The organism is Lentzea sp. NPDC005914, assembly GCF_040629405.1.
Taxonomy (GTDB): domain Bacteria; phylum Actinomycetota; class Actinomycetes; order Mycobacteriales; family Pseudonocardiaceae; genus Lentzea.
On the sequence record NZ_JBEXVQ010000039.1, the window covers coordinates 59098 to 81045 of the forward strand.

At 68.6% G+C, this 21948-nt stretch carries 24 protein-coding genes; 16 read left to right on the forward strand and 8 right to left on the reverse strand.

Features of this window, described 5'->3' with window-relative positions; translation table 11 throughout:
- Nucleotides 1-106: 106 nt before the first annotated feature.
- The gene (locus ABZ345_RS38650) at nucleotides 107-490 is read right to left on the reverse strand and encodes a DUF5319 domain-containing protein (RefSeq protein ID WP_319967423.1); all 384 of its coding nucleotides are present in this window, start codon (nucleotides 488-490) and stop codon (nucleotides 107-109) included.
- 127 nt (nucleotides 491-617) lie between these two features.
- On the opposite strand from ABZ345_RS38650, the gene guaB reads away from it, so the two are divergent.
- From guaB to ABZ345_RS38700, 10 genes are all read left to right on the forward strand, one after another.
- Nucleotides 618-2138: an IMP dehydrogenase gene (gene guaB / locus ABZ345_RS38655; protein WP_359859887.1), complete on the forward strand. Its 1521-nt coding sequence runs from the start codon at nucleotides 618-620 to the stop codon at nucleotides 2136-2138.
- 53 nt (nucleotides 2139-2191) lie between these two features.
- Complete coding sequence (locus ABZ345_RS38660) at nucleotides 2192-3325, forward strand: GuaB3 family IMP dehydrogenase-related protein (protein ID WP_359859889.1); 1134 nt, start codon at nucleotides 2192-2194, stop codon at nucleotides 3323-3325.
- 60 nt (nucleotides 3326-3385) lie between these two features.
- The gene (locus ABZ345_RS38665; protein WP_359859891.1) at nucleotides 3386-3733 is read left to right on the forward strand and encodes a hypothetical protein; all 348 of its coding nucleotides are present in this window, start codon (nucleotides 3386-3388) and stop codon (nucleotides 3731-3733) included.
- 39 nt (nucleotides 3734-3772) lie between these two features.
- The gene (locus tag ABZ345_RS38670) at nucleotides 3773-4033 is read left to right on the forward strand and encodes a hypothetical protein (protein ID WP_359859893.1); all 261 of its coding nucleotides are present in this window, start codon (nucleotides 3773-3775) and stop codon (nucleotides 4031-4033) included.
- A 62-nt stretch (nucleotides 4034-4095) separates the two neighbouring features.
- Entirely contained in the window at nucleotides 4096-4416 is a 321-nt protein-coding gene (locus tag ABZ345_RS38675; protein ID WP_359859895.1) for a type II toxin-antitoxin system prevent-host-death family antitoxin, read from the forward strand.
- Nucleotides 4409-4936, forward strand: a complete 528-nt coding sequence (locus tag ABZ345_RS38680; protein ID WP_359859896.1) for a type II toxin-antitoxin system RelE/ParE family toxin — start codon at nucleotides 4409-4411, stop codon at nucleotides 4934-4936. Before ABZ345_RS38675 ends, ABZ345_RS38680 begins: the two co-directional genes overlap by 8 nt.
- Before the next feature lie 33 nt (nucleotides 4937-4969).
- Nucleotides 4970-6643 (forward strand): GMC family oxidoreductase, encoded by a 1674-nt coding sequence (locus ABZ345_RS38685; protein ID WP_359859898.1) that lies wholly within the window; start codon nucleotides 4970-4972, stop codon nucleotides 6641-6643.
- A gap of 12 nt (nucleotides 6644-6655) precedes the next feature.
- Nucleotides 6656-7627 carry an MBL fold metallo-hydrolase gene (locus ABZ345_RS38690; protein ID WP_359859900.1) on the forward strand — a complete coding sequence of 324 codons (972 nt, stop codon included), beginning with the start codon at nucleotides 6656-6658 and terminating at the stop codon, nucleotides 7625-7627.
- Nucleotides 7624-8877, forward strand: a complete 1254-nt coding sequence (locus ABZ345_RS38695) for an FAD-dependent monooxygenase (protein WP_359859902.1) — start codon at nucleotides 7624-7626, stop codon at nucleotides 8875-8877. Before ABZ345_RS38690 ends, ABZ345_RS38695 begins: the two co-directional genes overlap by 4 nt.
- Nucleotides 8878-8973: 96 nt before the next feature.
- Nucleotides 8974-10299 carry an FAD-binding oxidoreductase gene (locus tag ABZ345_RS38700; protein ID WP_359859904.1) on the forward strand — a complete coding sequence of 442 codons (1326 nt, stop codon included), beginning with the start codon at nucleotides 8974-8976 and terminating at the stop codon, nucleotides 10297-10299.
- Here ABZ345_RS38700 and ABZ345_RS38705 read toward each other — a convergent pair.
- Together ABZ345_RS38705 and ABZ345_RS38710 are read right to left on the reverse strand one after the other, a co-directional pair.
- The gene (locus ABZ345_RS38705) at nucleotides 10294-11739 is read right to left on the reverse strand and encodes an aldehyde dehydrogenase family protein (RefSeq protein WP_359859906.1); all 1446 of its coding nucleotides are present in this window, start codon (nucleotides 11737-11739) and stop codon (nucleotides 10294-10296) included. The genes ABZ345_RS38700 and ABZ345_RS38705 overlap by 6 nt on opposite strands.
- Before the next feature lie 9 nt (nucleotides 11740-11748).
- Nucleotides 11749-12417 carry an aminoglycoside phosphotransferase family protein gene (locus tag ABZ345_RS38710; RefSeq protein ID WP_359859908.1) on the reverse strand — a complete coding sequence of 223 codons (669 nt, stop codon included), beginning with the start codon at nucleotides 12415-12417 and terminating at the stop codon, nucleotides 11749-11751.
- A gap of 19 nt (nucleotides 12418-12436) precedes the next feature.
- Between ABZ345_RS38710 and guaA the strand changes: the two genes are divergently transcribed.
- Nucleotides 12437-13996, forward strand: coding sequence for a glutamine-hydrolyzing GMP synthase (gene guaA, locus ABZ345_RS38715; protein ID WP_359859910.1), 1560 nt, complete (start codon nucleotides 12437-12439; stop codon nucleotides 13994-13996).
- A 42-nt stretch (nucleotides 13997-14038) separates the two neighbouring features.
- On the opposite strand, the gene ABZ345_RS38720 is transcribed toward guaA, so the two are convergent.
- Nucleotides 14039-14236, reverse strand: coding sequence for a hypothetical protein (locus ABZ345_RS38720; RefSeq protein ID WP_359859912.1), 198 nt, complete (start codon nucleotides 14234-14236; stop codon nucleotides 14039-14041).
- Nucleotides 14229-15398, reverse strand: a complete 1170-nt coding sequence (locus tag ABZ345_RS38725) for a PspC domain-containing protein (RefSeq protein WP_359859914.1) — start codon at nucleotides 15396-15398, stop codon at nucleotides 14229-14231. Before ABZ345_RS38725 ends, ABZ345_RS38720 begins: the two co-directional genes overlap by 8 nt.
- A 108-nt stretch (nucleotides 15399-15506) precedes the next feature.
- Here ABZ345_RS38725 and ABZ345_RS38730 point away from each other — a divergent pair, with 108 nt between their 5' ends.
- From ABZ345_RS38730 to ABZ345_RS38740, 3 genes are read left to right on the forward strand one after another with little or no spacing between them, the layout of a single operon-like run.
- Complete coding sequence (locus ABZ345_RS38730) at nucleotides 15507-16700, forward strand: PspC domain-containing protein (RefSeq protein WP_359859916.1); 1194 nt, start codon at nucleotides 15507-15509, stop codon at nucleotides 16698-16700.
- Nucleotides 16697-17347, forward strand: coding sequence for a response regulator transcription factor (locus ABZ345_RS38735; RefSeq protein ID WP_359859918.1), 651 nt, complete (start codon nucleotides 16697-16699; stop codon nucleotides 17345-17347). The genes ABZ345_RS38730 and ABZ345_RS38735 overlap by 4 nt, the downstream gene beginning before the upstream one ends.
- A 6-nt stretch (nucleotides 17348-17353) precedes the next feature.
- Complete coding sequence (locus ABZ345_RS38740; protein ID WP_359859920.1) at nucleotides 17354-17944, forward strand: hypothetical protein; 591 nt, start codon at nucleotides 17354-17356, stop codon at nucleotides 17942-17944.
- Here ABZ345_RS38740 and ABZ345_RS38745 read toward each other — a convergent pair.
- Nucleotides 17928-19214, reverse strand: a complete 1287-nt coding sequence (locus ABZ345_RS38745) for a serine/threonine-protein kinase (protein ID WP_359859922.1) — start codon at nucleotides 19212-19214, stop codon at nucleotides 17928-17930. The two genes, ABZ345_RS38740 and ABZ345_RS38745, sit on opposite strands and share 17 nt — an antisense overlap.
- Before the next feature lie 127 nt (nucleotides 19215-19341).
- On the opposite strand from ABZ345_RS38745, the gene ABZ345_RS38750 reads away from it, so the two are divergent.
- Nucleotides 19342-19845 carry a hypothetical protein gene (locus ABZ345_RS38750; protein ID WP_359859924.1) on the forward strand — a complete coding sequence of 168 codons (504 nt, stop codon included), beginning with the start codon at nucleotides 19342-19344 and terminating at the stop codon, nucleotides 19843-19845.
- Nucleotides 19842-20192: a hypothetical protein gene (locus ABZ345_RS38755; protein WP_359859926.1), complete on the forward strand. Its 351-nt coding sequence runs from the start codon at nucleotides 19842-19844 to the stop codon at nucleotides 20190-20192. The genes ABZ345_RS38750 and ABZ345_RS38755 overlap by 4 nt, the downstream gene beginning before the upstream one ends.
- Before the next feature lie 227 nt (nucleotides 20193-20419).
- Here the strand turns inward: ABZ345_RS38755 and ABZ345_RS38760 are convergent, their stop codons facing one another.
- Together ABZ345_RS38760 and ABZ345_RS38765 are read right to left on the reverse strand one after the other, a co-directional pair.
- Entirely contained in the window at nucleotides 20420-20839 is a 420-nt protein-coding gene (locus tag ABZ345_RS38760; protein WP_045309898.1) for an SsgA family sporulation/cell division regulator, read from the reverse strand.
- Nucleotides 20840-20960: 121 nt separating this feature from the next.
- Nucleotides 20961-21887 (reverse strand): DMT family transporter, encoded by a 927-nt coding sequence (locus ABZ345_RS38765; protein ID WP_359859927.1) that lies wholly within the window; start codon nucleotides 21885-21887, stop codon nucleotides 20961-20963.
- Nucleotides 21888-21948: the final 61 nt, after the last annotated feature.

The window sequence follows — 21948 nt, forward strand, 5'->3', positions numbered from 1 at the left end:
CACATCTTCAGGCGGTCACACGTCAGGTGGAATGTGATTGCCGGGCGCCCACCACTCGCCGCACCGCTTCCTGCCGGGTGCGGCGGATCACTCCGGGGTCGCGACGTCAGCGCGCAGACTCCGTGGCCGTCACGCCGTCCGCGTATCCCCGGCAGTACTCCCAGCTCACGTACGAGCCGGGATCCGGGTCGAAGGCGGGCTCGTGCGGGCGCATGCGGCCGTCGGCCAGGAGCTGTTCGAGTGAGGCTCGCAACAGTGCCCAGTCGTGGTAGTGGGGTTCCTGGCACTCGCCGCAGTCGACGACGATCCCGCGGACGCCGCGATGTTCTAGCAGGGCCTGGTAGACGGCGAGGTCGCTCAGGTCGCTGACCAGCTCTGCTCGTTCGTCTTCGTCCATCGGGGGATGGTCGTGGTCCGGCTCGCCGAGGGTGAGCGCGGGGTCCTCGGGGTCGCCCTCGAAGGGGTCTGGTGGCAACGCGTCGTGCGGCACGACCCCGCACGGTACCCGCCGTACCCCCACAGCCGTCCAGATACCATGGGCAGCACCGCCTCCGCCTGCGGAAACCTGACCAGTGGGCAGAGGGGCACACCGCACGACGGAAGGCATGTCACCCGCTATGACCAGCGAGCTCAACACTGCGCTGTCAGCCGAGGTCCCGCAGAAGTTCGCCATGCTGGGACTGACCTTCGACGACGTGCTCCTGCTGCCGGCCGAGTCCGACGTCGTTCCCAGTGGCGTCGACACGAGCACCAGGATCTCGCGCAACATCACCCTCAAGATTCCGCTGGCCAGCGCAGCGATGGACACGGTCACCGAGGCGCGGATGGCGATCTCGATGGCGCGTCAGGGCGGCATCGGCGTGCTGCACCGCAACCTGTCGATCGAGGACCAGGCCAGGCAGGCGGAGACTGTCAAGCGGTCCGAGGCCGGCATGGTCACCGACCCGGTCACGTGCTCGCCGGAGGCCACGCTGGCCGAGGTCGACGCGCTGTGTGCGCGCTACCGCATCTCCGGCGTGCCGGTGACCGACGCGAACAACAAGCTGGTGGGCATCATCACGAACCGCGACATGCGGTTCGAGCTCGACCACACGAAGAAGGTCAGCGAGGTCATGACCAAGGGCCCGCTGGTCACCGCGCAGGTCGGCGTGTCGGCCGACGCCGCGCTGGGCCTGCTGCGCCGCCACAAGGTCGAGAAGCTGCCGATCGTCGACGGTGACGGCAAGCTGCAGGGCCTGATCACGGTCAAGGACTTCGTCAAGACCGAGCAGTACCCGATGGCCACCAAGGACCCGGACGGCCGCCTGCTCTGCGCCGCCGCTGTGGGCGTGGGCGAGGACTCGTTCGTGCGCGCCATGACGCTCGCAGACGCCGGTGTGGACGTGCTGATGGTCGACACCGCGCACGGCCACTCGCGCGGTGTGCTGGAGATGGTCGCCCGCATCAAGAAGGAGCTCGGCGACTCGGCGGACGTCGTCGGCGGCAACGTCGCGACGCGCGCGGGTGCCCAGGCACTGGTCGACGCGGGCGCGGACGGCGTGAAGGTCGGTGTCGGCCCCGGCTCGATCTGCACCACGCGCGTCGTCGCCGGTGTCGGTGTGCCGCAGATCTCCGCGATCTACGAGGCCTCGCTGGCCTGCACCCCCGTCGGTGTGCCGGTGATCGGTGACGGCGGCATCCAGTACTCCGGCGACATCGCCAAGGCCATCGCGGCCGGCGCGTCCGCCGTGATGCTCGGTTCGCTGCTCGCGGGCACCCAGGAGGCGCCCGGCGACCTGATCCTGGTCAACGGCAAGCAGTTCAAGACCTACCGGGGCATGGGCTCGCTCGCGGCCATGCAGTCGCGCGGCGAGAACAAGTCGTTCTCCAAGGACCGCTACTTCCAGGACGACGTGCTCAACGAGGACAAGCTCGTCCCCGAGGGCATCGAGGGCCGCACGCCGTTCCGCGGCCCGCTGTCGCAGGTCGTGCACCAGCTCAACGGCGGTCTGCGCGCGGCGATGGGCTACACGGGCTCGCACACGATCGCCGAGCTGCAGAACCAGCAGCTCGTGCGGATCACGGCGGCAGGGCTCAAGGAGTCGCACCCGCACGACATCACGATGACCGTCGAGGCCCCGAACTACACCACCCGTTAGGGTGCTCCGGGCTGTTTGAAGGCCGTTCACAGAGTTTGGGAGAGGAACCACAGGTGCGCGATCTGGTCGAGATCGGCATGGGCCGGACCGCGAGGCGGGCCTACGAGCTGGACGACATCGAGATCATCCCGTCGCGTCGCACGAGGTCGTCCAAGGACGTCTCGACGACGTGGCAGATCGATGCCTACCGCTTCGACATCCCGCTGATCACCCACCCCACCGACGCGATCGTGTCGCCGGGTACGGCGGTCGCGGTCGGCGAGCTGGGCGGTCTCGGCGTGCTCAACGCCGAGGGCCTGTGGGCCCGGCACGGTGACGTGGACGAGGCACTGTTCCGCCTGGTCCAGGCCACTGAGGACAGCGACGACCCGGCCGCGGCCGTGAAGGTGCTGCAGGAGCTGCACGCCGCCCCGTTGCGGATGGACCTGATCGCCGAGGCGATCAAGCAGATCCGCGAGTCGGGCGTCACCGTCGCGGTCCGCGTCAGCCCGCAGCGCGCCGCGGAGCTCACCCCGGACCTGCTGGCCGCGGGCGTGGAGATCCTGGTCGTGCAGGGCACGATCATCTCGGCCGAGCACGTGTCGCGCGGCGGCGAGCCGCTGAACCTGAAGTCGTTCATCGCGGACCTCGACATCCCCGTGATCGCCGGCGGTGTCGGCGACTACCGCACGGCCATGCACCTGATGCGCACCGGCGCGGCCGGCGTGATCGTCGGCTACGGCTACACGCCGGGCGTCACCACCACCGACTCGGTGCTGGGCATCGGCGTGCCGATGGCCACCGCGATCGCCGACGCCGCGGCCGCGCGCCGCGACTACCTCGACGAGACCGGCGGCCGCTACGTGCACGTCATCGCCGACGGCGGCATCACGACCTCGGGCGACGTGGCGAAGTCCATCGCCTGCGGTGCCGACGCCGTGATGCTGGGCGAGCCCCTCGCCGCAGCGACCGAGGCACCGGGCCAGGGCCTGTACTGGACGGCCGCGTCCGCGCACCCGTCGGTCCCGCGCAGCCTGGTCGCCGAGGCCGTCGACCAGGAGCTCGACCTCCGCAAGCTGCTGTTCGGCCCGTCCGCGGACCCGCGCGGCGTGACGAACCTGTTCGGCGCGTTGAAGAGGGCCATGGCCAAGACCGGTTACTCCGACCTCAAGGAGTTCCAGAAGGTCGGTCTGACGATCCGCGGCTGAACCTGATCAGCCAGAAGGGTGCGCTCCGGTTAGGGCGCGCCCTTCTGCTTTGCTGGACCCGTGCCGCTAGTCGAGATCACCTACGCACCTGACGTCCCCCACAAAGTGCTGAAGGACCTCGCCGCGATACTCCCGCACGCGGTGTCCGTCGCCGTGGAATGCCCGGAGGAGCCCTACGACGGCAACCTCCAGCCAGGCGACGTCGAACTGCGCTTCCGCCCACGCGGCCCGTTCGACTCGAGCGGCATGTCCGTGGTGGTCGAGGTCCGCTCCAAGTGGTTCGAGAGCCGCGCCGCCAACCGCCAGGAACGCGTCGACGGCCTGTACGAGGCCGTGGAAGCGATCATCGGGTTCGGCGAGATCGGTGTCTACTTGAGCCTTCCGGTCGCGGCCTGGGCACAGAGATGATCTTGCAACCGTCCCATCCCTCCACACGTCCTGAAAGGCATGGACTTGGACTCCCTGTTCGGCGACAGCAACAACAGCAAGGATCTGGACACGATTGACGCGGACGCCGAGGTCCAGGACGTCGAAGAAACCGAAGAGCTCGAAGCCACCGACGAGATTGACGAGGCCGAGGTCGACGAGGCGCCCGAGGAGCACGGGATCGGCTGGAAGATCCTGGTTCTGTTCATCTGCGGTGGCCTGGTGATCACCGCGCTGGCGCTCGCCTTCATGGTCTGGGTCATCGAAGCTCTCGTTCTCTGACCTGACGGGGTGTCCGCGCGACGCCGTTCTCGTCTGTACACTTTTTCTGTATAGTTCGGTACATGGCCACTCTTCACGAGGCTCGCGAGCTGACCGTCACCGAGGCCGCCAAGCGCGGCGTCGCCGGTCTCGTCGCGGACGCCGAACAAGGCGGCCCGGTGATCGTCACGCGGCACGGTCACAGGGCCGCTGCCGTCGTTGCCATGAGTCACCTGAGTGAGATCGACGAAGCAGCGGCAGACCTGCGGGATCTTGCGCTCGTGCTGGCTCGGTCGGCGGTGGATTCAGGCCGCCGCACGTCCTTCGACGATGTGCTGGCTGCTTTCGGGCACACGCGTGAGTCGCTGTCAGCGGTGGAGGACGACGACTCGCTCGATGACTGAGGTCGTGTTCACCGACGCGGCGATCGACGACCTGCGTCGTCTTGGGCCGGATGTCGTGCCCAAGGTGCTCAAGAAGATCCAGATCCTGTTCGACAACCCGGAGGCGGGTCATCCGCTCGGCGGTGTGCTGACCGGCTTTCGCAAGCTGGTCGTGGGACGCAACCACTGGCGAGTCGTCTATCGGATCACCGCCGACGGTGCTGTCGAGGTCTGCGAAGTCTGGTGCGTGGGTGTGCGCTCGGACGCCGAGGTCTACGCCGAGGCGTCAGCGCGGGTCGCCGCGGTGGCGGACGAGAATTCGACGCTGGCCAGGCTGGCGGACGTGATCGGCAGGCTCGGACGACTCGCGGGGCACGTGACCGTCGAGGAGCCGGTGGTGCGCGAGCCGGTCCCGGACTGGCTGGCGCGGCGGCTCGTGCACACCGCGGGCGTGCCCGTCGAGCAGGTGGCGGCTCTGAGTCTCGAGCAGGCGGTCGACCTGTGGACCGCATTCATCAGCTCTGAACCGATCGGGGACTAGGCGTTACCGGAAGTAACGCCTACTCTCCGGTCCATGGGTGAACTCGCCGGTAACTTCGATGTCGTCATCGTCGGCTCCGGGTTCGGTGGCAGCGTGGCCGCGCTCCGCCTGACCGAGAAGGGCTACCGCGTCGCGGTGCTCGAAGCCGGCAGGAGGTTCGCCGACGACGAGTTCGCCAAGACCAGCTGGAACCTGCGCAAGTACCTGTGGGCCCCGCAGCTCAAGTGCTTCGGCATCCAGCGCATCCACCTCCTGCGCAACGTCATGGTGCTGGCCGGCGCGGGCGTCGGCGGGGGCAGCCTCGTCTACGCCAACACGCTGTACCGGCCGCTCAAGCCGTTCTACGAGGACCGGCAGTGGGCGCACATCACCGACTGGCAGGACGAGCTGGAGCCGTTCTACGACCAGGCGAGCCGGATGCTGGGGGTCGTCACGAACCCCACGACGACCCCGAGCGACGTCGTCATGCAGAAGGTCGCGAAGGACATGGGCGTCGAGGACAGCTACCACGCGACGCCCGTCGGCGTGTTCTTCGGTGAGCCCGGGAAGAAGGCCGACGACCCGTACTTCGGCGGCGCCGGGCCGGAACGCACCGGCTGCACCGAGTGCGGCAGCTGCATGTCGGGCTGCCGGGTCGGCGCCAAGAACACGCTGGTCAAGAACTACCTCTACCTGGCGGAGAAGCTCGGCGCGAAGGTCTTCCCGCTGACCACGGTCACCCAGATCAAGACCGACGGCCGCTGGACCGTCGAGACGAAGATGACCGGTGGCAAGGCGACGAAGACCTTCACCGCCGACCAGGTCGTCATCGCCGCCGGCACGTGGGGCACCCAGCAGCTCCTGCACAAAGCCAAGGCGACCACCCTGCCGAAGATCTCGGACAAGCTCGGCGAGCTGACCCGCACCAACTCCGAGTCGATCATCGGTGCCGCCAGGTACACGGTCGACCCGCAGAACGACTTCACCAAGGGCGTGGCGATCACCAGCTCCATCCACCCCGACGAGATCACGCACATCGAGCCGGTGCGGTACGGCAAGGGCAGCAATGCCATGGGGCTGCTGCAGACCCTCGCCACGGACGGCGCGATGAGCACCCCGCGGTGGCTGCAGTTCATCAAGCAGGCGATCAGGCATCCGTTGAGGCTGCTGAGGCTGCTCAGCGTGCACCGGTGGAGCGAGCGGACCGTGATCCTGCTGGTGATGCAGAGCCTCGACAACTCCATCACCACGTTCCTCAAGCGCGGCAAGCTCACCAGCAAGCAGGGGCACGGCGAGCCCAACCCGGCGTTCATCCCGGCGGGTCACGAGGCGAACCTGTTGGCCGCCAAGCACATCGACGGCATGGCGGGCGGCACGTGGGGTGAGCTGTTCAACATCCCGCTGACCGCGCACTTCATCGGCGGCTGTGCGATCGCGGCCGACGAGGAGAACGGCGTGATCGACCCGTACCACCGGGTCTTCAACTACCCCGGACTGTCCGTTGTGGACGGTGCGGCGATCAGTGCGAACCTCGGCGTGAACCCGAGCCTCACCATCGCCGCGCAGGCCGAGCGGGCGTTCTCGCTGTGGCCGAACAAGGGCGAACAGGACGAACGGCCGGAGCAGGGGCAGAAGTACAAGCGGGTCAACCCGGCGAAGCCGAAGAACCCGGCGGTTCCCGATCAAGCTCCAGCCGCATTGCGGTTGCCGATCGTGAAGGCGTCCTGACACGGTGGAGGCATGGCCAAAAAGCCGCCGAAGAAGCCGTTCGCGTCCAGCGCAGACCTCGCCCCGAAGGACGAGGTGTTCGTCGAGCTCGCCGACGGCGTCTACACCCTGACCGCCGAAGGCGACCCCAACGTGGGCGCGATCGAGGCCGAGGACTTCCTGATCTGCTTCGAAGCACGCGCCACCCCGGCGGCCGCACGACGGTGGCTCGCGCAGCTCAGAGAACACACGAACAAGCCCGTCCGGTACCTCGTCCTCAGCCACTACCACGCCGTCCGCACGCTCGGCGCCAGCGCGTTCGACGCCCAGGAGATCGTCACGCACGAGATGACGCGGGTGCTGATCGCCGAACGCGGGCAGCAGGACTGGGAGAGCGAGTTCGGCCGCATGCCGCGGCTCTTCGAGAACCCGGAGGAGATCCCCGGCCTGACCTGGCCGTCGCTCACGTTCTCCGACCGCATGACCATCCCGCTCGGCGAAGAGCGCGGCGACCTCGTGCTGCAGCACCTCGGGCGCGGGCACACGGCGGGCGACATCGTGGCGTGGCTGCCGCAGCAACGCATCCTCTTCGCCGGCGACCTGGTCGAGTCGCAGGCCGCGCTCTACACCGGTGACGCCTTCCACGACGAGTGGGCAACGTCCACTTTGGACGAGATCGAGGACCTCGGCGCGGAGGTCCTCGTCGGCGGACGCGGCAAGGTCGCCCGCGACCGCATCGAGGTCGAGGCCGCGATCAACCAGAGCAGGCACTTCCTCAACGAGCTGCGCCGCACGGTCGGCGGCGTCCACAGCGAGGGCGGCACGCTCAAGCAGGCCTTCGAGCTGGCCCACAGGACGCTGGAGCCCCGTTACGGGCGCTGGCCGATCTTCGAGCACTGCCTGCCGTTCGACGTGAAGCGCTACTGGGACGAGTGCGACGGCAAGGACTGGCCGGACATCTGGACGGCCGAACGCGACCGCGCGGTCTGGAACGCCCTGCAATGACCCCGGTGCTGGTCGTCGGTGCCGGACCTGTCGGGCTCACCGCGGCGCTGTTCCTCGCGAAAGCCGGCGTGCCGAGCGTGATCCTGGAGAAGGCCGAGCAACGAACCCGGCGAGGCAGCCGCTCGATCTGCGTCCAGCGCGATGTCCTGGAGATCCTCGAACGGGTCGGCGTCGGCCAGGCCGTCGCCGACGCGGGCGTCACCTGGTACACCGGCCGCACCTACTACCGCGACCGCGAGGTGCTGACCTTCACCTTCCCGGAGGCCAAGGGTTTCCCGCCGTTCGTGAACACCCCGCAGACCGTCGTCGAGCAGCTGCTGGAGGAACGCGTCCGGCAAGAACCGCTCATCGAGCTCCGCTACGGCCACGCCCTCGAAAGCCTGACCCAGGACGAGGACGGAGTGTCCACAAAGGATCTGAGGGCCACTCACTGCATCGCGGCCGACGGCGTGCACTCCAGGGTCCGCGAGCTGCTGGACATCCCGTTCGAGGGCTTCTCGTTCGACGACCGGTTCATCATCGCCGACGTCCGCGTCGACCTGGACTTCGAGGCACCGGAACGCCGTTTCTACTTCGACCCGCCCTGGAATCCGGGCCGTCAGGTTCTCCTGCACCCGCAACCGAAGGGCGTCTGGCGGATCGACTGGCAGGTCGCGGAAGACGTCGAGCTCACCGAAGAACACATCCGCGCGATCGTCGGCGACAAGCCGTACGAGGTGATCTGGCAGTCGACCTACCGCTTCCACCAGCGCCGCGCGAAGACGTTCAGGAAAGGCCGGATCCTGCTCGCCGGCGACGCCGCGCACGTGATGAGCCCGTTCGGCGCTAGGGGCCTGAACTCGGGGATCTGCGACGCCGACAACGCCGCGTGGAAGATCGCCGCCGACCGCAGAGGCGAGGCAGGCCCGCACCTCCTCGACTCCTACGACGTCGAACGCGGAGGCGCCGCCGACGAGAACCTCCGCATCACCGGCGACACCATGCGATTCCTGGTGCCGGGGAACGAAGAAGAGCGCGCACACAGGCAGAAAGCGCTCGAAACCGGTGAAGGCATCGACTCCGGCAAGCTCTTCACCCCCTTCTCCTACGAAAGCTCCCCGCTCACCACGGACGGCGGCGGGCTCATCCCGAACTCCCGCACCGCAGGTCCGGGCTTCACGACCGCGGACGGCCGGCTGATCAGACCGGATGGGCACGTTGCCGCACACCGTTGCGACGATCAGGTGAAACGGCGTGCCCTCGGCTGGTAGAGGCAACCTGCGTGCAAGGCGCGACGTTTTCTCTCCATGGGGGTAAACAGGCGAACGTTCTTGCAGGGGACCGCACTCGCTGTCGCGGGCTTGGGGATGGGCACCGCGACGGCCACCGCGGCCGACACCGACTGGACGAAGCTGCGCAAACGGCTCGGCAGCAGGCTCGTGCTGCCGCAGGACACCGGTTACGACCAGCTGCGGTTGCCCTACAACGAGATCTACTCGTACCGAAGGCCGGCCGCGATCGCGAAGTGCGTCAAACCGGAGGACGTGCAGGCGTGCCTCGACTTCGCCTCGCACGAACGCATTCCGGTCGCGGCCCGCAGCGGCCGGCACAGCTACGCGGGCTATTCGGTGCCCGACAACGGTCTCGTCGTCGAGTTGAGCGGGTTCGACGACGTGCAGGTGCACGGCACCAGGGTCCAGGCAGGCCCGGGAACCCGGCTCGACAACTTCTACGAGACCATCGGCGCCCAGGGTCGTTCGGTGCCGGCGGGTTCGTGCCGGTCGGTCGGCCTCGGTGGGCTCACCCTCGGCGGCGGCATCGGCGTGACGGCCCGCAAGTACGGCTTGACCTGCGACAACCTGGTCAGCGCCAAGATCGTCACGCCGGACGGCTGCCTGCACACCGTGTCCGAGCACCAGGAGCCCGACCTGTTCTGGGCACTGCGCGGCGGCGGTGGTGGCAACTTCGGCATCGTCACCTCGTTCACGTTCCGCAGCTTCCCAGCGCCGGACATCACGTTCTTCCAGCTGACGTACCCGGCGGGCATGACGGCGGAGCTCTTCGGAGCGTGGCACGACCTGTTCGACGACGCGCCCGACGAGCTCTGGGGCATCTGCGGAACGTCCGCGGGCACGCCGCCCACCACCAACGTCGTGGGCACCTACATCGGTCGCACCAAGGACCTCCTCGCGCTGCTCGACCGCCTGCCCAAACCGGCCGCGCGCGAGATCCGGGAGATGACCTACCTGGAGACCATGCGCTTCTTCGCGGGCGGGTACGAGACCGGCTTCCCGTTCGTCGCCTCGTCCCGCATGGCCTACGACCGCATCGACGGAACGAAGGTCGCCGAACTGCTCACCGGGCAGACCGAGTGCCGCATCCAGGTCGACTCGTTCGGCGGCGCGCTCGGCCGCCTCGCACCGGACGACACGGCGTTCCCGCACCGTGCCGCGAAGGCCAGCGTCCAGTGCTACGTCAACGTCGTCGGCGGCCGCACCGAGGCGGAGGGACGCCGGATCGTGGCGTCGTTGCGCGACGGGCTCGGCCTGGGCACCACCGGGTACGTGAACTACATCGACCCCGAGATGCCCGACTGGCCGACCGCCTACTACGGCCGCAACGTCGCACGACTCAAGAAGGTCAGGCGACGCTACGACCCGGACCGCGTGCTGGGGTTCGCCCAGGGGCTATAGCTGGATCCCCGTCAGAACGGTCACCCGTTCCTCGGTGAAGTCCTCCATCGCCGACCGGACGCCCTCGCGCCCGGTGCCCGAGCCCTTCACACCGCCGTAGGGCATCTGGTCGGCACGGTAGGACGGCACGTCACCGATGATCACACCACCGACCTCGAGCTCGGCCGCGGCCTCGAACGCCACCTGCACGTCACGGGTGAAGACCCCGGCCTGCAGCCCGTACTTGGTGTCGTTGGCCTGCGCGAACGCCTCGTCGACGCCGTCGGCGACCGAGACCACGAGCACCGGTCCGAAGATCTCCTCGGTCCAGAGCTTGGCGCTGAAGGGCACGTCGGCCACCACCGTGGGCTCGACGGTCGTCCCGGTCCGCTTGCCGCCGAGCAGCACGCGCGCGCCCGCGTCGGCGGCCATGTTGACCCACTCCTCGACGCGCCGCGCGTTGTCCTCGTCGATCAACGGACCGACCTCGACCTCGGGGTCGTGCGGGTCGCCGGTCTTCAACGCTTCCACCGCCGCCACGAGCTTCGGCACGAACTCGTCGGCCTTCGAGCGGTCCACGATCACCCGCTGCACCGCGATGCACGACTGCCCGGCCTGGTAGTTGCCGAACGTCGCGATGCGCTGCGCCGCGTGGTCCAGGTCCGTCCAGTCAGGACAGATGATCGCGGCGGCGTTGGAACCCAGCTCCATCACGACGTGCTTGCGCGGCGCGGCTTCCATCAGCGACCAGCCGACCTTCGTGGACCCGGTGAACGAGATGACCGGCAGCCGGTCGTCCTTCACGAGAGCGTCCATGTCCTTGCCGCGCACGGGAAGGATCGAGAACGCGCCTTCGGGCAGATCGGTCTCGGCCAGGATCTCGCCCAGCAGCAACGCCGAGAGCGGCGTGGCGGAGGCGGGCTTCACGATCACCGGCGCGCCCACCGCGAGCGCCGGGGCGACCTTGTGCGCCACCAGGTTCAGCGGGAAGTTGAACGGCGCCACCGCGAGCACGGGCCCGCGCGGCAAGTGCCGGACGATCGCCATCCGCCCGACGCCACCGGCCTCGGTGTCGAGCCGCTGCAGCCCACCGGTGAACCGCCGGGCCTCCTCCGCGGCGAACCGGAAGGTGTTGACCGCGCGGGAAACCTCGATCTCCGCCCACTTGAGCGGCTTGCCGTTCTCCGCGGTGATCGTCTCGGCGATCTCCTCCGCGCGTTCGGCCAGCGTCCGCGACACCTGCAGCAGCGCCTCGGCCCGCACGTGCGCGGGTGTTCGCCGGAACTCCTTCGCCACGGCCGCAGCGGCGGCCACCGCGCGTTCCACCTGATCTCTGCCCGGCACCGCCACCGACGCGACCTCGGTGCCGTCGAACGGGTGGAAGACCTCTAACGCCTGCTCGCCCTGCTCGGGGCGGCCGGCGACCCAGCACGGCCTGGGTTGCGGCGTGAACGCGTCCATGGGATCACGTTAAGCCCTATTGGCCTGCACGTACTCGATGAGTCCCAGGTAGTAGTCGTCGTGATGCTCGGCGCGTTGCTTCACGAACGCCGGGTGCTCGCGAATGGTGCGGATCATGTCCTCCAGTCGCATGAGGACATGTTCGTCCTCGTACGCATACCCATACGCGTCGCAGAACAGTTCGATGCGCCGTTTCCGGTCGTCCGGCAGCCCCAGGACGAACTGGATGATCGCCCAGCTGACGTCCCACCAGCGCGGACCCGGATGGGCGGAATCGAAGTCGAAGATGCCCACGGGGAGTCCGTCTCGATAGGTCGTGTTGTACGGCGCGAAGTCGCCGTGCAGCACCACCTCGACCGGTTCCCTGGCGTCGAACTGCCACCCGTCGCGCACGTCGGCCAGGTCGAGCGTCGCGTCGTGCAGCCGCCGCAGCATCAAGGCCGACTCGACCAGCGACGCGTCGTCGGAGGGGAACACGTGGCCAACGTCACCGGGCAGGTAGCTGAGCAGCTCGTGGTCGTCGTCGAGCGCCAGCGGAACCGGCGCGATCCCCAGCGGCGCCAAGTGCCGCAACAATTCGTGTACCCGCGGCGCCCACGGCCCAGCTGGCCTGCGCACCGCGTCACCCACCCTGAACACCTGGTTCAGCCCGCCACCGGTCAGCAGTTCACCGTCCACGCATGAGATCCTTGGCGACGTGTCCGACACCAGCAACCGCCCTGTTCTCGTCGTCGACTTCGGCGCCCAGTACGCGCAGCTGATCGCCCGCCGCGTGCGCGAGGCCCAGGTCTACTCCGAGGTCGTCCCGCACACCGCGACGGTGAGCGAGATCCTCGACCGCAACCCGCTGGCCATCGTGCTGTCCGGTGGCCCGTCGAGCGTCTACGAGGAGAACGCCCCGCAGGTCGACCCGAAGCTGTTCGAGACCGGCGTTCCGGTCTTCGGCATCTGCTACGGCTTCCAGGCGATGGCGCGCGCACTTGGCGGCGCAGTTGAACAGACCGGCACCCGCGAGTACGGCCGCACCGACCTCGGCGTCACGGGAGCGGGCGGCGCTCTGCACGAGGAGCTGCCGGGCAGCCACCCGGTGTGGATGAGCCACGGCGACGCCGTCACCAAGGCGCCCGAGGGCTTCACGGTCACCGCGACCAGCGAGGGCGCCCCGGTCGCCGCGTTCGAGGACACCGAACGCCGCTTCGCCGGTGTGCAGTACCACCCGGAGGTGCACCACTCGCCGCACGGCCAGGAGGTGCTGCGCCGGTTCCTGCACGACATCGCGGGCATCCGTCCGCAGTGGACGACCTCGTCCATCGTGGACGAGCAGGTCACCCGGATCCGCGAGCAGATCGGTGACGGCAGGGCGATCTGCGGCCTGTCCGGCGGCGTCGACTCCGCCGTGGCCGCGGCGCTCGTTCAGCGAGCCATCGGTGATCGCCTCACGTGCGTCTTCGTCGACCACGGTCTGCTGCGCTCCGGCGAGCGCGCTCAGGTCGAGCGCGACTACGTGGCCGCCACGGGCATCAACCTCGTGACCGTCGACGCGCGCGAGCGGTTCCTGAACGCTCTGGCCGGCGTCACGGACCCGGAGGAGAAGCGCAAGATCATCGGTCGTGAGTTCATCCGCGTGTTCGAGCAGGCCGAGCGCGACCTCAAGGCCGAGGGCGACTACGGCTTCCTGGTGCAGGGCACGCTCTACCCGGACGTCGTCGAGTCCGGCGGCGGCGCGGGCACCGCGAACATCAAGTCGCACCACAACGTCGGCGGCCTGCCGGACGACCTGCAGTTCGAGCTGGTCGAGCCGCTGCGCGCGCTGTTCAAGGACGAGGTCCGCCGCGTCGGCACCGAGCTGGGCCTGCCCGAGACGATCGTGCAGCGCCAGCCGTTCCCCGGCCCCGGCCTCGGCATCCGGATCATCGGCGAGGTCACCCAGGACCGCCTCGACACGCTGCGCCAGGCCGACGCCATCGCCCGTGAGGAGCTGACGGCCGCCGGGCTGGACCGCACCATCTGGCAGTGCCCGGTCGTGCTGCTCGCGGACGTCCGCAGCGTCGGCGTCCAGGGTGACGGCCGCACCTACGGCCACCCGATCGTGCTGCGCCCGGTGTCGTCCGAGGACGCGATGACCGCGGACTGGACGCGCCTGCCGTACGAGGTGCTGGAGCGGATCTCGACCCGGATCACCAACGAGGTGGCCGAGGTCAACCGCGTGGTCCTGGACGTGACGTCCAAGCCGCCGGGCACCATCGAGTGGGAATAGCGACATGAAGAAAGGCCCCCGGTTTCCCGGGGGCCTTTCTCATCAGTGGGACTTGCGTCTCAACGAGTTGGACAGCAGAACCAGTCCGACCACGATGGCCGTTCCTCCCAGCGCCCACCGGAAGTCGAACCAGAACGTCCCGTTGCTCAGCACGTAGGCCGCCATCAGCCCGCCGCCGATCCCGAACATCAGCCCCAGCGGGTCGATCCGCCTGCGCATCACCGGCCGTTGGTCAGTCACGGAGCACCTTCACCTCTCCGACGTTCGTGCGAACGTCCAGGTCGATCTTCAAGCCGCCCTCGCCGTTGTCGCCGAGGTCGGTGCCGTCGACCTGCACCGTGCTGCCCTCCGCCTGCTTGCCGAGGCAGGTGAGCTCACCGATGGACGACGCCTCGCAGTTGAACGTGACGTCGGCGTTCTTCGGCACCCGCACGACCAGCTCACCGAGGTCGGCTTGGACCACGGTCTTCACCGAACCGGAGTCCGGCAGCTGCCGGAGGTCGAGCTTCACGCTGCCGACGCTGATCTCGTACCTGTCGTCGACCTCGGCGACGGTCTTCGGCGTCGCGTTGACGTCGCCGAAGTCGGTAGGACCGTGGAAGCCCACCGCCGTCATCCCGAAGCCCACCACGGACAGCGGGATCAGCAGCCAGATCAGGCCACGGCCGGCGTCGACGAACGATCCGACCAGCAGACCGGCGGCCAGCACCGCGACCAGCAGGCCGATGATGTGCGGCGCGGTGAACCACGGCGTCCAGATCCCGGCGATCACGGACCCCGCGAGGACCATCGTCGCCACGCCCAGCGTCGTCGCGGCGACGCGCGGCCGGCGCGGACGAGGTGCCGGCGGCTGTGGTTTGGGCGTCGGTTCCGGCAGGTCCCAGGCGAACGGGGCGGCACCGAGTGGGTCCCAGGCAGGTGCGCCCGGCACCGTCGGCATGGGCGCGGGCTCGGCGACCGCCGCCGGCTCCAGGTGCCCGCGGTTCTTCTGCAGCAGGTAGATGCACGCGACCGAGGCGGCCAGCGTCACGACGACCTGGAACCCGCCGTTGCCGAACGTGAACCCGAGCGCCGGGAACATCAGGAGCCCCAGCAGCACGGTCTGCGCCTGCGACATGGAGCTGTGGCCCCTGTTGATCAGGGACTCCAGCGGCGACACCTGGTCGCCCTCCTCTGGGAGCAGCAGCCAGCCCGCCAGGTACATCGGCACACCGACGCCGCCCGACAACGCGAGTGCGACGAACGCGATCCGCACGATCACCGGGTCGATCCGGTAGCGCAGGGCGATCCCAGTGGCGACGCCGCCGAGCTTGCGTCCTGCGCGGGGCCGCACCGGACGGTGGGCCCAGAACTCTCTGAGCGTGTCCGCCACGCCCTGCATTGCCTTCTCAGTCCCGCTCACGACGACAAGGTTGCGCCGTCACGCCTGCAACCACATCAGGGACCAGCCCTGATTCACGGAACCGGGGTCATCCCTGATGAACAACTCGCCGGGACGTGTGACGATCGGATGGTGAGTGCACAGATCGAGCCGATGCGCCGTCGACGCACCGGCCGGGTGGTCGCGGGCGTCGCGAGCGGGCTGGCGGAACACCTCGGCGCACCTGTCTTCTGGGTGCGCGCGGTCTTCGCCGTGTTCGCCGCGCTGAGCGGCGTCGGGATCATCGCCTACGCGTTGCTGTGGATGTTCGTCCCGCAGTCGGCCGTGGCGGAACCGGAGACCGACAAGGACCGCAAGGAGTGGCAGCAGGCCGTCGGTCTCGCCGCTCTGGGCATCGGCGTCGCGGTCTTCACCGGGCTGATCGGCACCGGGGCGAGCGGCTGGATCACCGGCCCGATCGCGGTGGCACTCGTGGGCGCCGCGGTCGTGTGGCGTGAAGCGGACGAGGCACAACGGCGCCGGTGGCGGGACGGGGCGCTGGCGCAGGGGAAGACGGGGATCGTGCGGACGGTGGCGGGAGGGGCGCTGGTTCTGGCGGGTGTCGCCGCCTTCCTCGTCGCGAACGACTCCATGCAGAACCTCTCCACCGTCGTGCTCTCGGTGCTCGCCACGTTGATCGGCGTCGCGGTGCTGACCGTGCCGCTGTGGATGCGGCTGGTGCGCGACCTGGACGCCGAACGCAGGGCCCGCATCCGCACCGAGGAACGCGCGGAGATCGCGGCCCACCTGCACGACTCCGTGCTGCAAACGCTTGCGCTCATCCAGAAGCAGGCCGAGTCGTCCCGCGAGGTGAAGCGCCTGGCCCGCAGCCAGGAACGCGAGCTGCGCAGCTGGCTCTACGGCCGTGAGGTGGGCGAGCAGCCGACGACGATGAGCGTCGCCATCGCCCAGACGTGCGCGGAGGTCGAGGACGACTTCGCGATCGCCGTGTCCCAGGTCGTCGTCGGCGACTGCGACATCGAGGACGGGATGTTCGCGCTCATCCAGGCGTCGAAGGAGGCGATGGTCAACGCGGCCAAGCACGCGGGCGTCGGCGAGGTCAGCGTGTACGCCGAGATCGAGCCGGACAAGGTGACGGTGTTCGTGCGGGACCGGGGCAAGGGCTTCGACCCGGACACCGTTCCGGAGGACCGGCATGGCCTCGCGGGCAGCATCCGGGGGAGGATGGACCGGCACGGCGGTCAGGTGCGGTTGCGCACAGCACCCGGTGAGGGGACCGAGGTGCAGCTCGAGATGCCGAGGAAGACGGAGGCCAGGACGTGACTGTGAGGGTGTTCCTGGTGGACGACCACGCGTTGTTCCGCGCGGGGGTGCGGGCCGAGCTCGACACCATCACCGACGAGGTGGAGGTGGTCGGCGAGGCGGGCAGCGTCGGCGAGGCGGTGGCAGGCATCGCGCACCACAAGCCGGACGTGGTGCTGCTGGACGTGCACATGCCCGATGGCGGCGGCGCCGAGGTGCTGCGGCAGATCCGGACCAAGATCCCCGACGTCACGTTCCTCGCGCTGTCGGTGTCCGACGCCGCCGAGGACGTCATCAACGTGATCCGCGCCGGTGCCCGCGGCTATGTCACCAAGACGATCTCCAGTCAGGAGCTGGTCAAGGCGGTCGTGCGGGTGTCCGAGGGCGACGCGGTGTTCTCGCCGCGGCTGGCCGGGTTCGTGCTGGACGCGTTCGCCGACAGGCCGGGTGCCGCGCCGATCAGCGACCCCGAGCTCGACCTGCTGACGCCCCGCGAACGGGACGTCCTGCGGCTGCTCGCCCGCGGCTACGCTTACAAGGAGATCGCGTCCGAGCTGTTCATCAGCGTCAAGACGGTGGAGACGCACGTGTCGAGCGTCCTGCGGAAGACCCAGCTCTCCAACCGGTACGAGCTGTCCCGCTGGGCCACTGATCGCAGACTGGTCTGAGGGATATTGATCGAGAAGGTCGCTCGCGGCGCGACCGAGGTGCTCGCGCCGTGGGTCTGGGTGATTTTGCTGCCGTTCGCCGTGGCTGCTGCTACCGAGGGCATTTGGAAGACGCTGCTGTGGGGGTTCGTGGTCGCCGTGACGGCGTCCGTCATCCCGATGGCCGTCATCGTCCGTGGCGCGCGCAAGGGCAAGTGGGACGGCCACCACGTCACGAACCGCGAGGGACGGCTCGTTCCGCTGGTCACCGCGGGTGCGTCACTCGCCGCGGGCACGGTGATCATGGTCCTCGGCCACGCGCCTGCGAACATGCTGGCTCTGGCGGGCAGCATGTTCGCGTCGCTGATCGTCAGCATGGCGATCACGTTCGGGCTGAAGTGGAAGATCTCGCTGCACGCGGGAGTCGCGTGGGCCGCCGTCGTCACGATGGCCATCGTCTACGGGCCGTGGATGCTCCTGATCGCGCTGCCGGCCGCGTTGGTGGCGTGGTCGCGCGTCGAACTGGGTGACCACACCACGGCACAGGTGCTCGCGGGCACGGCGATGGGCGTGATCGTGGGCGGCGGCAGCTTCTGGCTGCTCAGCCTTTCTGTGTGAGGCTGGCGATCTTCATCTCTCCGTTGACCGCGGCGACCGAGACCTCGACGTGGATGGTCGCCTGCTTGCCCACGTCCGTCACCAGGGCGAGGTCCAGGGGGACGATCCAGTTGGGGCCGTCCGAGTGGACCAGGGTGGTCATGATGGTGCACTGGGCCGAGACGTAGCCCTTCCACCGCTTCACGAAGTCGGCCTGCGGCTCCCGCGACCGGTCGTCGAAGTTCTGCCACGCCGCGGTGGGGTTGCCCGGCAGCTGGTCGTAGTGCCCCCTGACGAACGCGACGGCTTCGTCGGCCGAGAAGGAGCGGGGCTTGTCCTGCACCGGGGGGAAGCTGCCCTGGTTGGTCGGTGTGCCGAGGCTGCCGTTCCAGTACGCCGCCGCCGCGCCACCGCCGATCGCGAGCACCGCGATGATCGAGAGGATCACCAGCATCCTGCGGTTCGGCGGCTTGAGCCTGCGCGGTGCGGGGATGGGCAGCGGCTGGGACGGCTGCGGTTCGGCGGCCAGCAGGTCGGCGGCCTCCTGCGCGGTCGGCCGGTCCTTGGGGTCCACGGACAGCAGGCGGTTCAGCAACGGCGTGAGCTCGCCCGCGTTCTTGGGATCGCGCAGCTGCCCGCTCGCGGCCCGGTAGATGAGCCCGAAGCTGTTGTCGCTGGGCCCGAAGATCGACTCGCCCTCGATCGCCGTGTAGATCGTGGCGCCCAGCGAGAACACGTCCGACGCCGCGTCGGGTTGCTCGCCACGTGCCACCTCGGGTGCGAGGTAGGCGGGAGTGCCCGCGATCATGCCTGTGTCGGTCAGCGTGCCGTCACCGGTGGACTTGGCGATGCCGAAGTCGGTGATCTTGACGGTGCCGTCGTGCCCGATCAGGACGTTGCCGGGCTTGATGTCGCGGTGGACGATGCCCGCCGCGTGCGCCGCGGCCAGTGCCGACGCGACCTTCGCCCCGATGCTCGCGGCCTGGGCCGGCTTCATCGGCCCCCGCTCGGCGATGAGCGCCGAGAGGCTGTGGGACGGCAGGTACTCCATGACGATCCACGGCTCTTCGACGTCGTTGCCGACGACGTCGAACACCGCGATCGCGTGCGGGTGGTGCAGCCGGGCGGCGTTGCGCGCCTCGCGCATGGCCCGCTGGTGGTCGCCGGTGACGAGCTGCTTGACCGCGACCTCGCGTGCCAGCACCTCGTCCCGCGCCCGCCAGACCACCCCCATCGCTCCGCTGCCGACGCGCTCGATCAGCGTGTAGCGGCCCCCGATGGTGGTTGTCACACCACGAGACTAATCAATCACCGAGACCGACATTCGCCGATCGCGCTCACGAGGTGGCGCAAATCGCTCAGACACGAAGGTGTGAACCCGCTGGCGCCCCCGCCGACTTTTAAACTACCTTGCAACTATGTCCACCGCAGCGTCTGAGATCAATTTCAGCGAGCTGTCCAACAAGCCGGCCGACTCCGTGCGCAAACTGCAGGCCGCGCCTGATCAGACCCTGCTCGTGCGCCGTCGTGGCGACGAGGAGGACCTGGTGCTGACGACGGCCGGCAGGGCGCAGGAGGTGCGCGAGGTCGTCTCGTTCACCACCGCGTTGTTCGTGGCGCTGCTCCAGCACAGCAAGGAGGCAAGTCGCTTGATCGCCGAACTGATGCCCTCGGTGTTCCCCTGGGTGAGATTCCTGCCAGATGACGACAAGGAGTTGTTCGCCGTCGAGATCGTCGAGACGCTCAACGCCGCGAACTCTCTCGGCACTCCGGCACCCGTCATCCAGCTGATCACGCAGTGGAAGCACACGGCCGAGGTCTGGGCTGACCCACGCCTGGTCGAGATCCTCACTCGCGAACAGTCCGATGACGACGATGAGGACTTCGGTGAAGTTCGCGAGCCGGGGGTGTCCACCCAGTGAGCCCGAAGAAGAACGATCCAGTCGCTCCGCCGACGATTGGCGAGGAGTGGCACGTCCGTTACGGCGTCACCGACGCCGTGGGTGGGTGGCAAGAGCTCGAGAACCGGGCCGCGAACAACCTGCGCGCCGCCTGGGAGACCATGCGTCACAGGCCAGGGGCTGGAAACCCGACAGGTCGTCATCATCCGCTTGGCGGTCGGTTGGCTACCGCCGTTCGTAGCGGGCGGGTCATGCCGCGTTGGCAGATCGAGGTCACCGGCGGCGACCGCCTCTGGTACCTGCTCGACGTCGAGAAACGCGCAGTGTGGGTCGACTACGCCGGTGCACACCCCAAAGTGACCGAGTAGCGAGCGTCCTGTCGTCGCTGCCCGCGACGTCGAACACCGCATGTGTCCCTCTGATCGGCACCAGACCGGTGGGGACACGTGCCTGGTGAGCCGAACATCGTTTCCGCGGTTCTCTCGTCGTCGCTGCCCACGACGACGAACACCGCGCGTGGTCTCCGGTGACGAGCTGCCGCACAACGCCGGCACCTCGGCCCGCGCCCGTCAGACCACCTGAGACACGCGAGCGACTAGTCGATCGTCGACACGAGCTTCTGCAGCTCGCGCTCGAAGTCGATCCACAGGTCCTCCTCGCCCGGCTGGACGACGTCGTAGGAGCTGTCCAGGAACGCCGCCACGTCCTCGGCGACCGCGCTGAGGATGGCGAACCCGGTCGGCGCGTTCAGCTCGACCAGGACGCGCTCCGGGTCGTCGGACGCGGGACGCACCAGGATGTCGCCCTCACCGGACGGCGTCAGCAGGCCGTCGGCGAGCAGGTCCCGGGCGAACATCCACTCCACGCGGCCGGTGCCGGTGTGGAACACGACGGCGACCGCGTAGGGGTCCTCCGGGTCGTATACGAGTTCTGCCTCGACCGGCGCGGGAGCCGCGCCGGGTGCCAGCAGTTGGAAAGTCGTCCGGGTGGTGACCTTCAGGTTCTCGTTGTTCATGTCGATGTCCTTCCCAGGCTGGTCTCCATGTCCGCTCACAAAGAGGAGACGGCCAACCAGCCTGTTAAGGACGCGATTCGTCTCGGAACCATCCTATTGGGGGAGACGTGCGTCTCACCGTTCAGCGTTTGACCAGGTCGCGTGTCTCGTTTGGTGAGACGTTCTGACCTGCCGGGACGGGCTGCTTCCGGGTCAGTGCGACGCCCAGGAGCACCACGAGCATGCCGGCGACGACCCTTGCGTTGAGTTGCTCCCCGAGAAAGATCGCTCCAAGGAGTACCGAAACCACAGGCAGCAGGTAACCAACCGTAGTTGCGGTGGTGGCGCCCTCGTCTGCGATGACGCGGTAGTTGAGGATGAACGCGACGCCGGTGCCGAAGACGCCCAGCACGATCACGGCGGCGACGCCGACCCAGTGCAGGTGCAGTGGCTGCAGGCCGCCGAACGGCGTGGCCAGGATCAGCAGGCCCATCGCGGTGGTCAGCTGCATGGCGGCGAGCTGCGTGGAGGTCGCGCCGGTGTTGACCAGGTAGCGGCCCGCGTAGGTGTAGCCGATGGCGTAGCTCGCGGCGCCCAGGAGGCACAGCACCGCGCCCCAGCTGGCGATGCTGTTGGCCTGCTGCCACGGCGCGAAGATCAGCAGCACGCCCGCGAAGCCGAGTCCGAGGCCGAGCATGCGCACGATGTTGCTGATCTTCTCGGTGCCCAGCACGAGCCCGATGGTCAGGGCGAACAGCGGCGTCGTGGAGTTGAGCACCCCGGAGACACCGGAGTCGACGGTCTGGCCGCCGAACGCGAAGAGCGTGAACGGGATCGCACTGCCGAACGTGGCCACGAACAGCATGTGACCCCAGATCTTGCGGCCGCGGGGCAGCGACATCCTCGCCGTGGCGAGCACCACGAACAGCACGAGCGCCCCGAAGAACGTCCGCACGAGCGAGATCTGCAGGGGAGCGAGGCTCCCGAGCGCGAGCTTCATCCACAGGAAGCTTGATCCCCACAGCAGGGCGAGCACACCCATCCTGATCAACGTTCCGCGTTGGTTCACACGTCAACCATGCGTGCTCGAACCCGTAATTACAATTTAATTGTTGTGCACAACCGTTAAG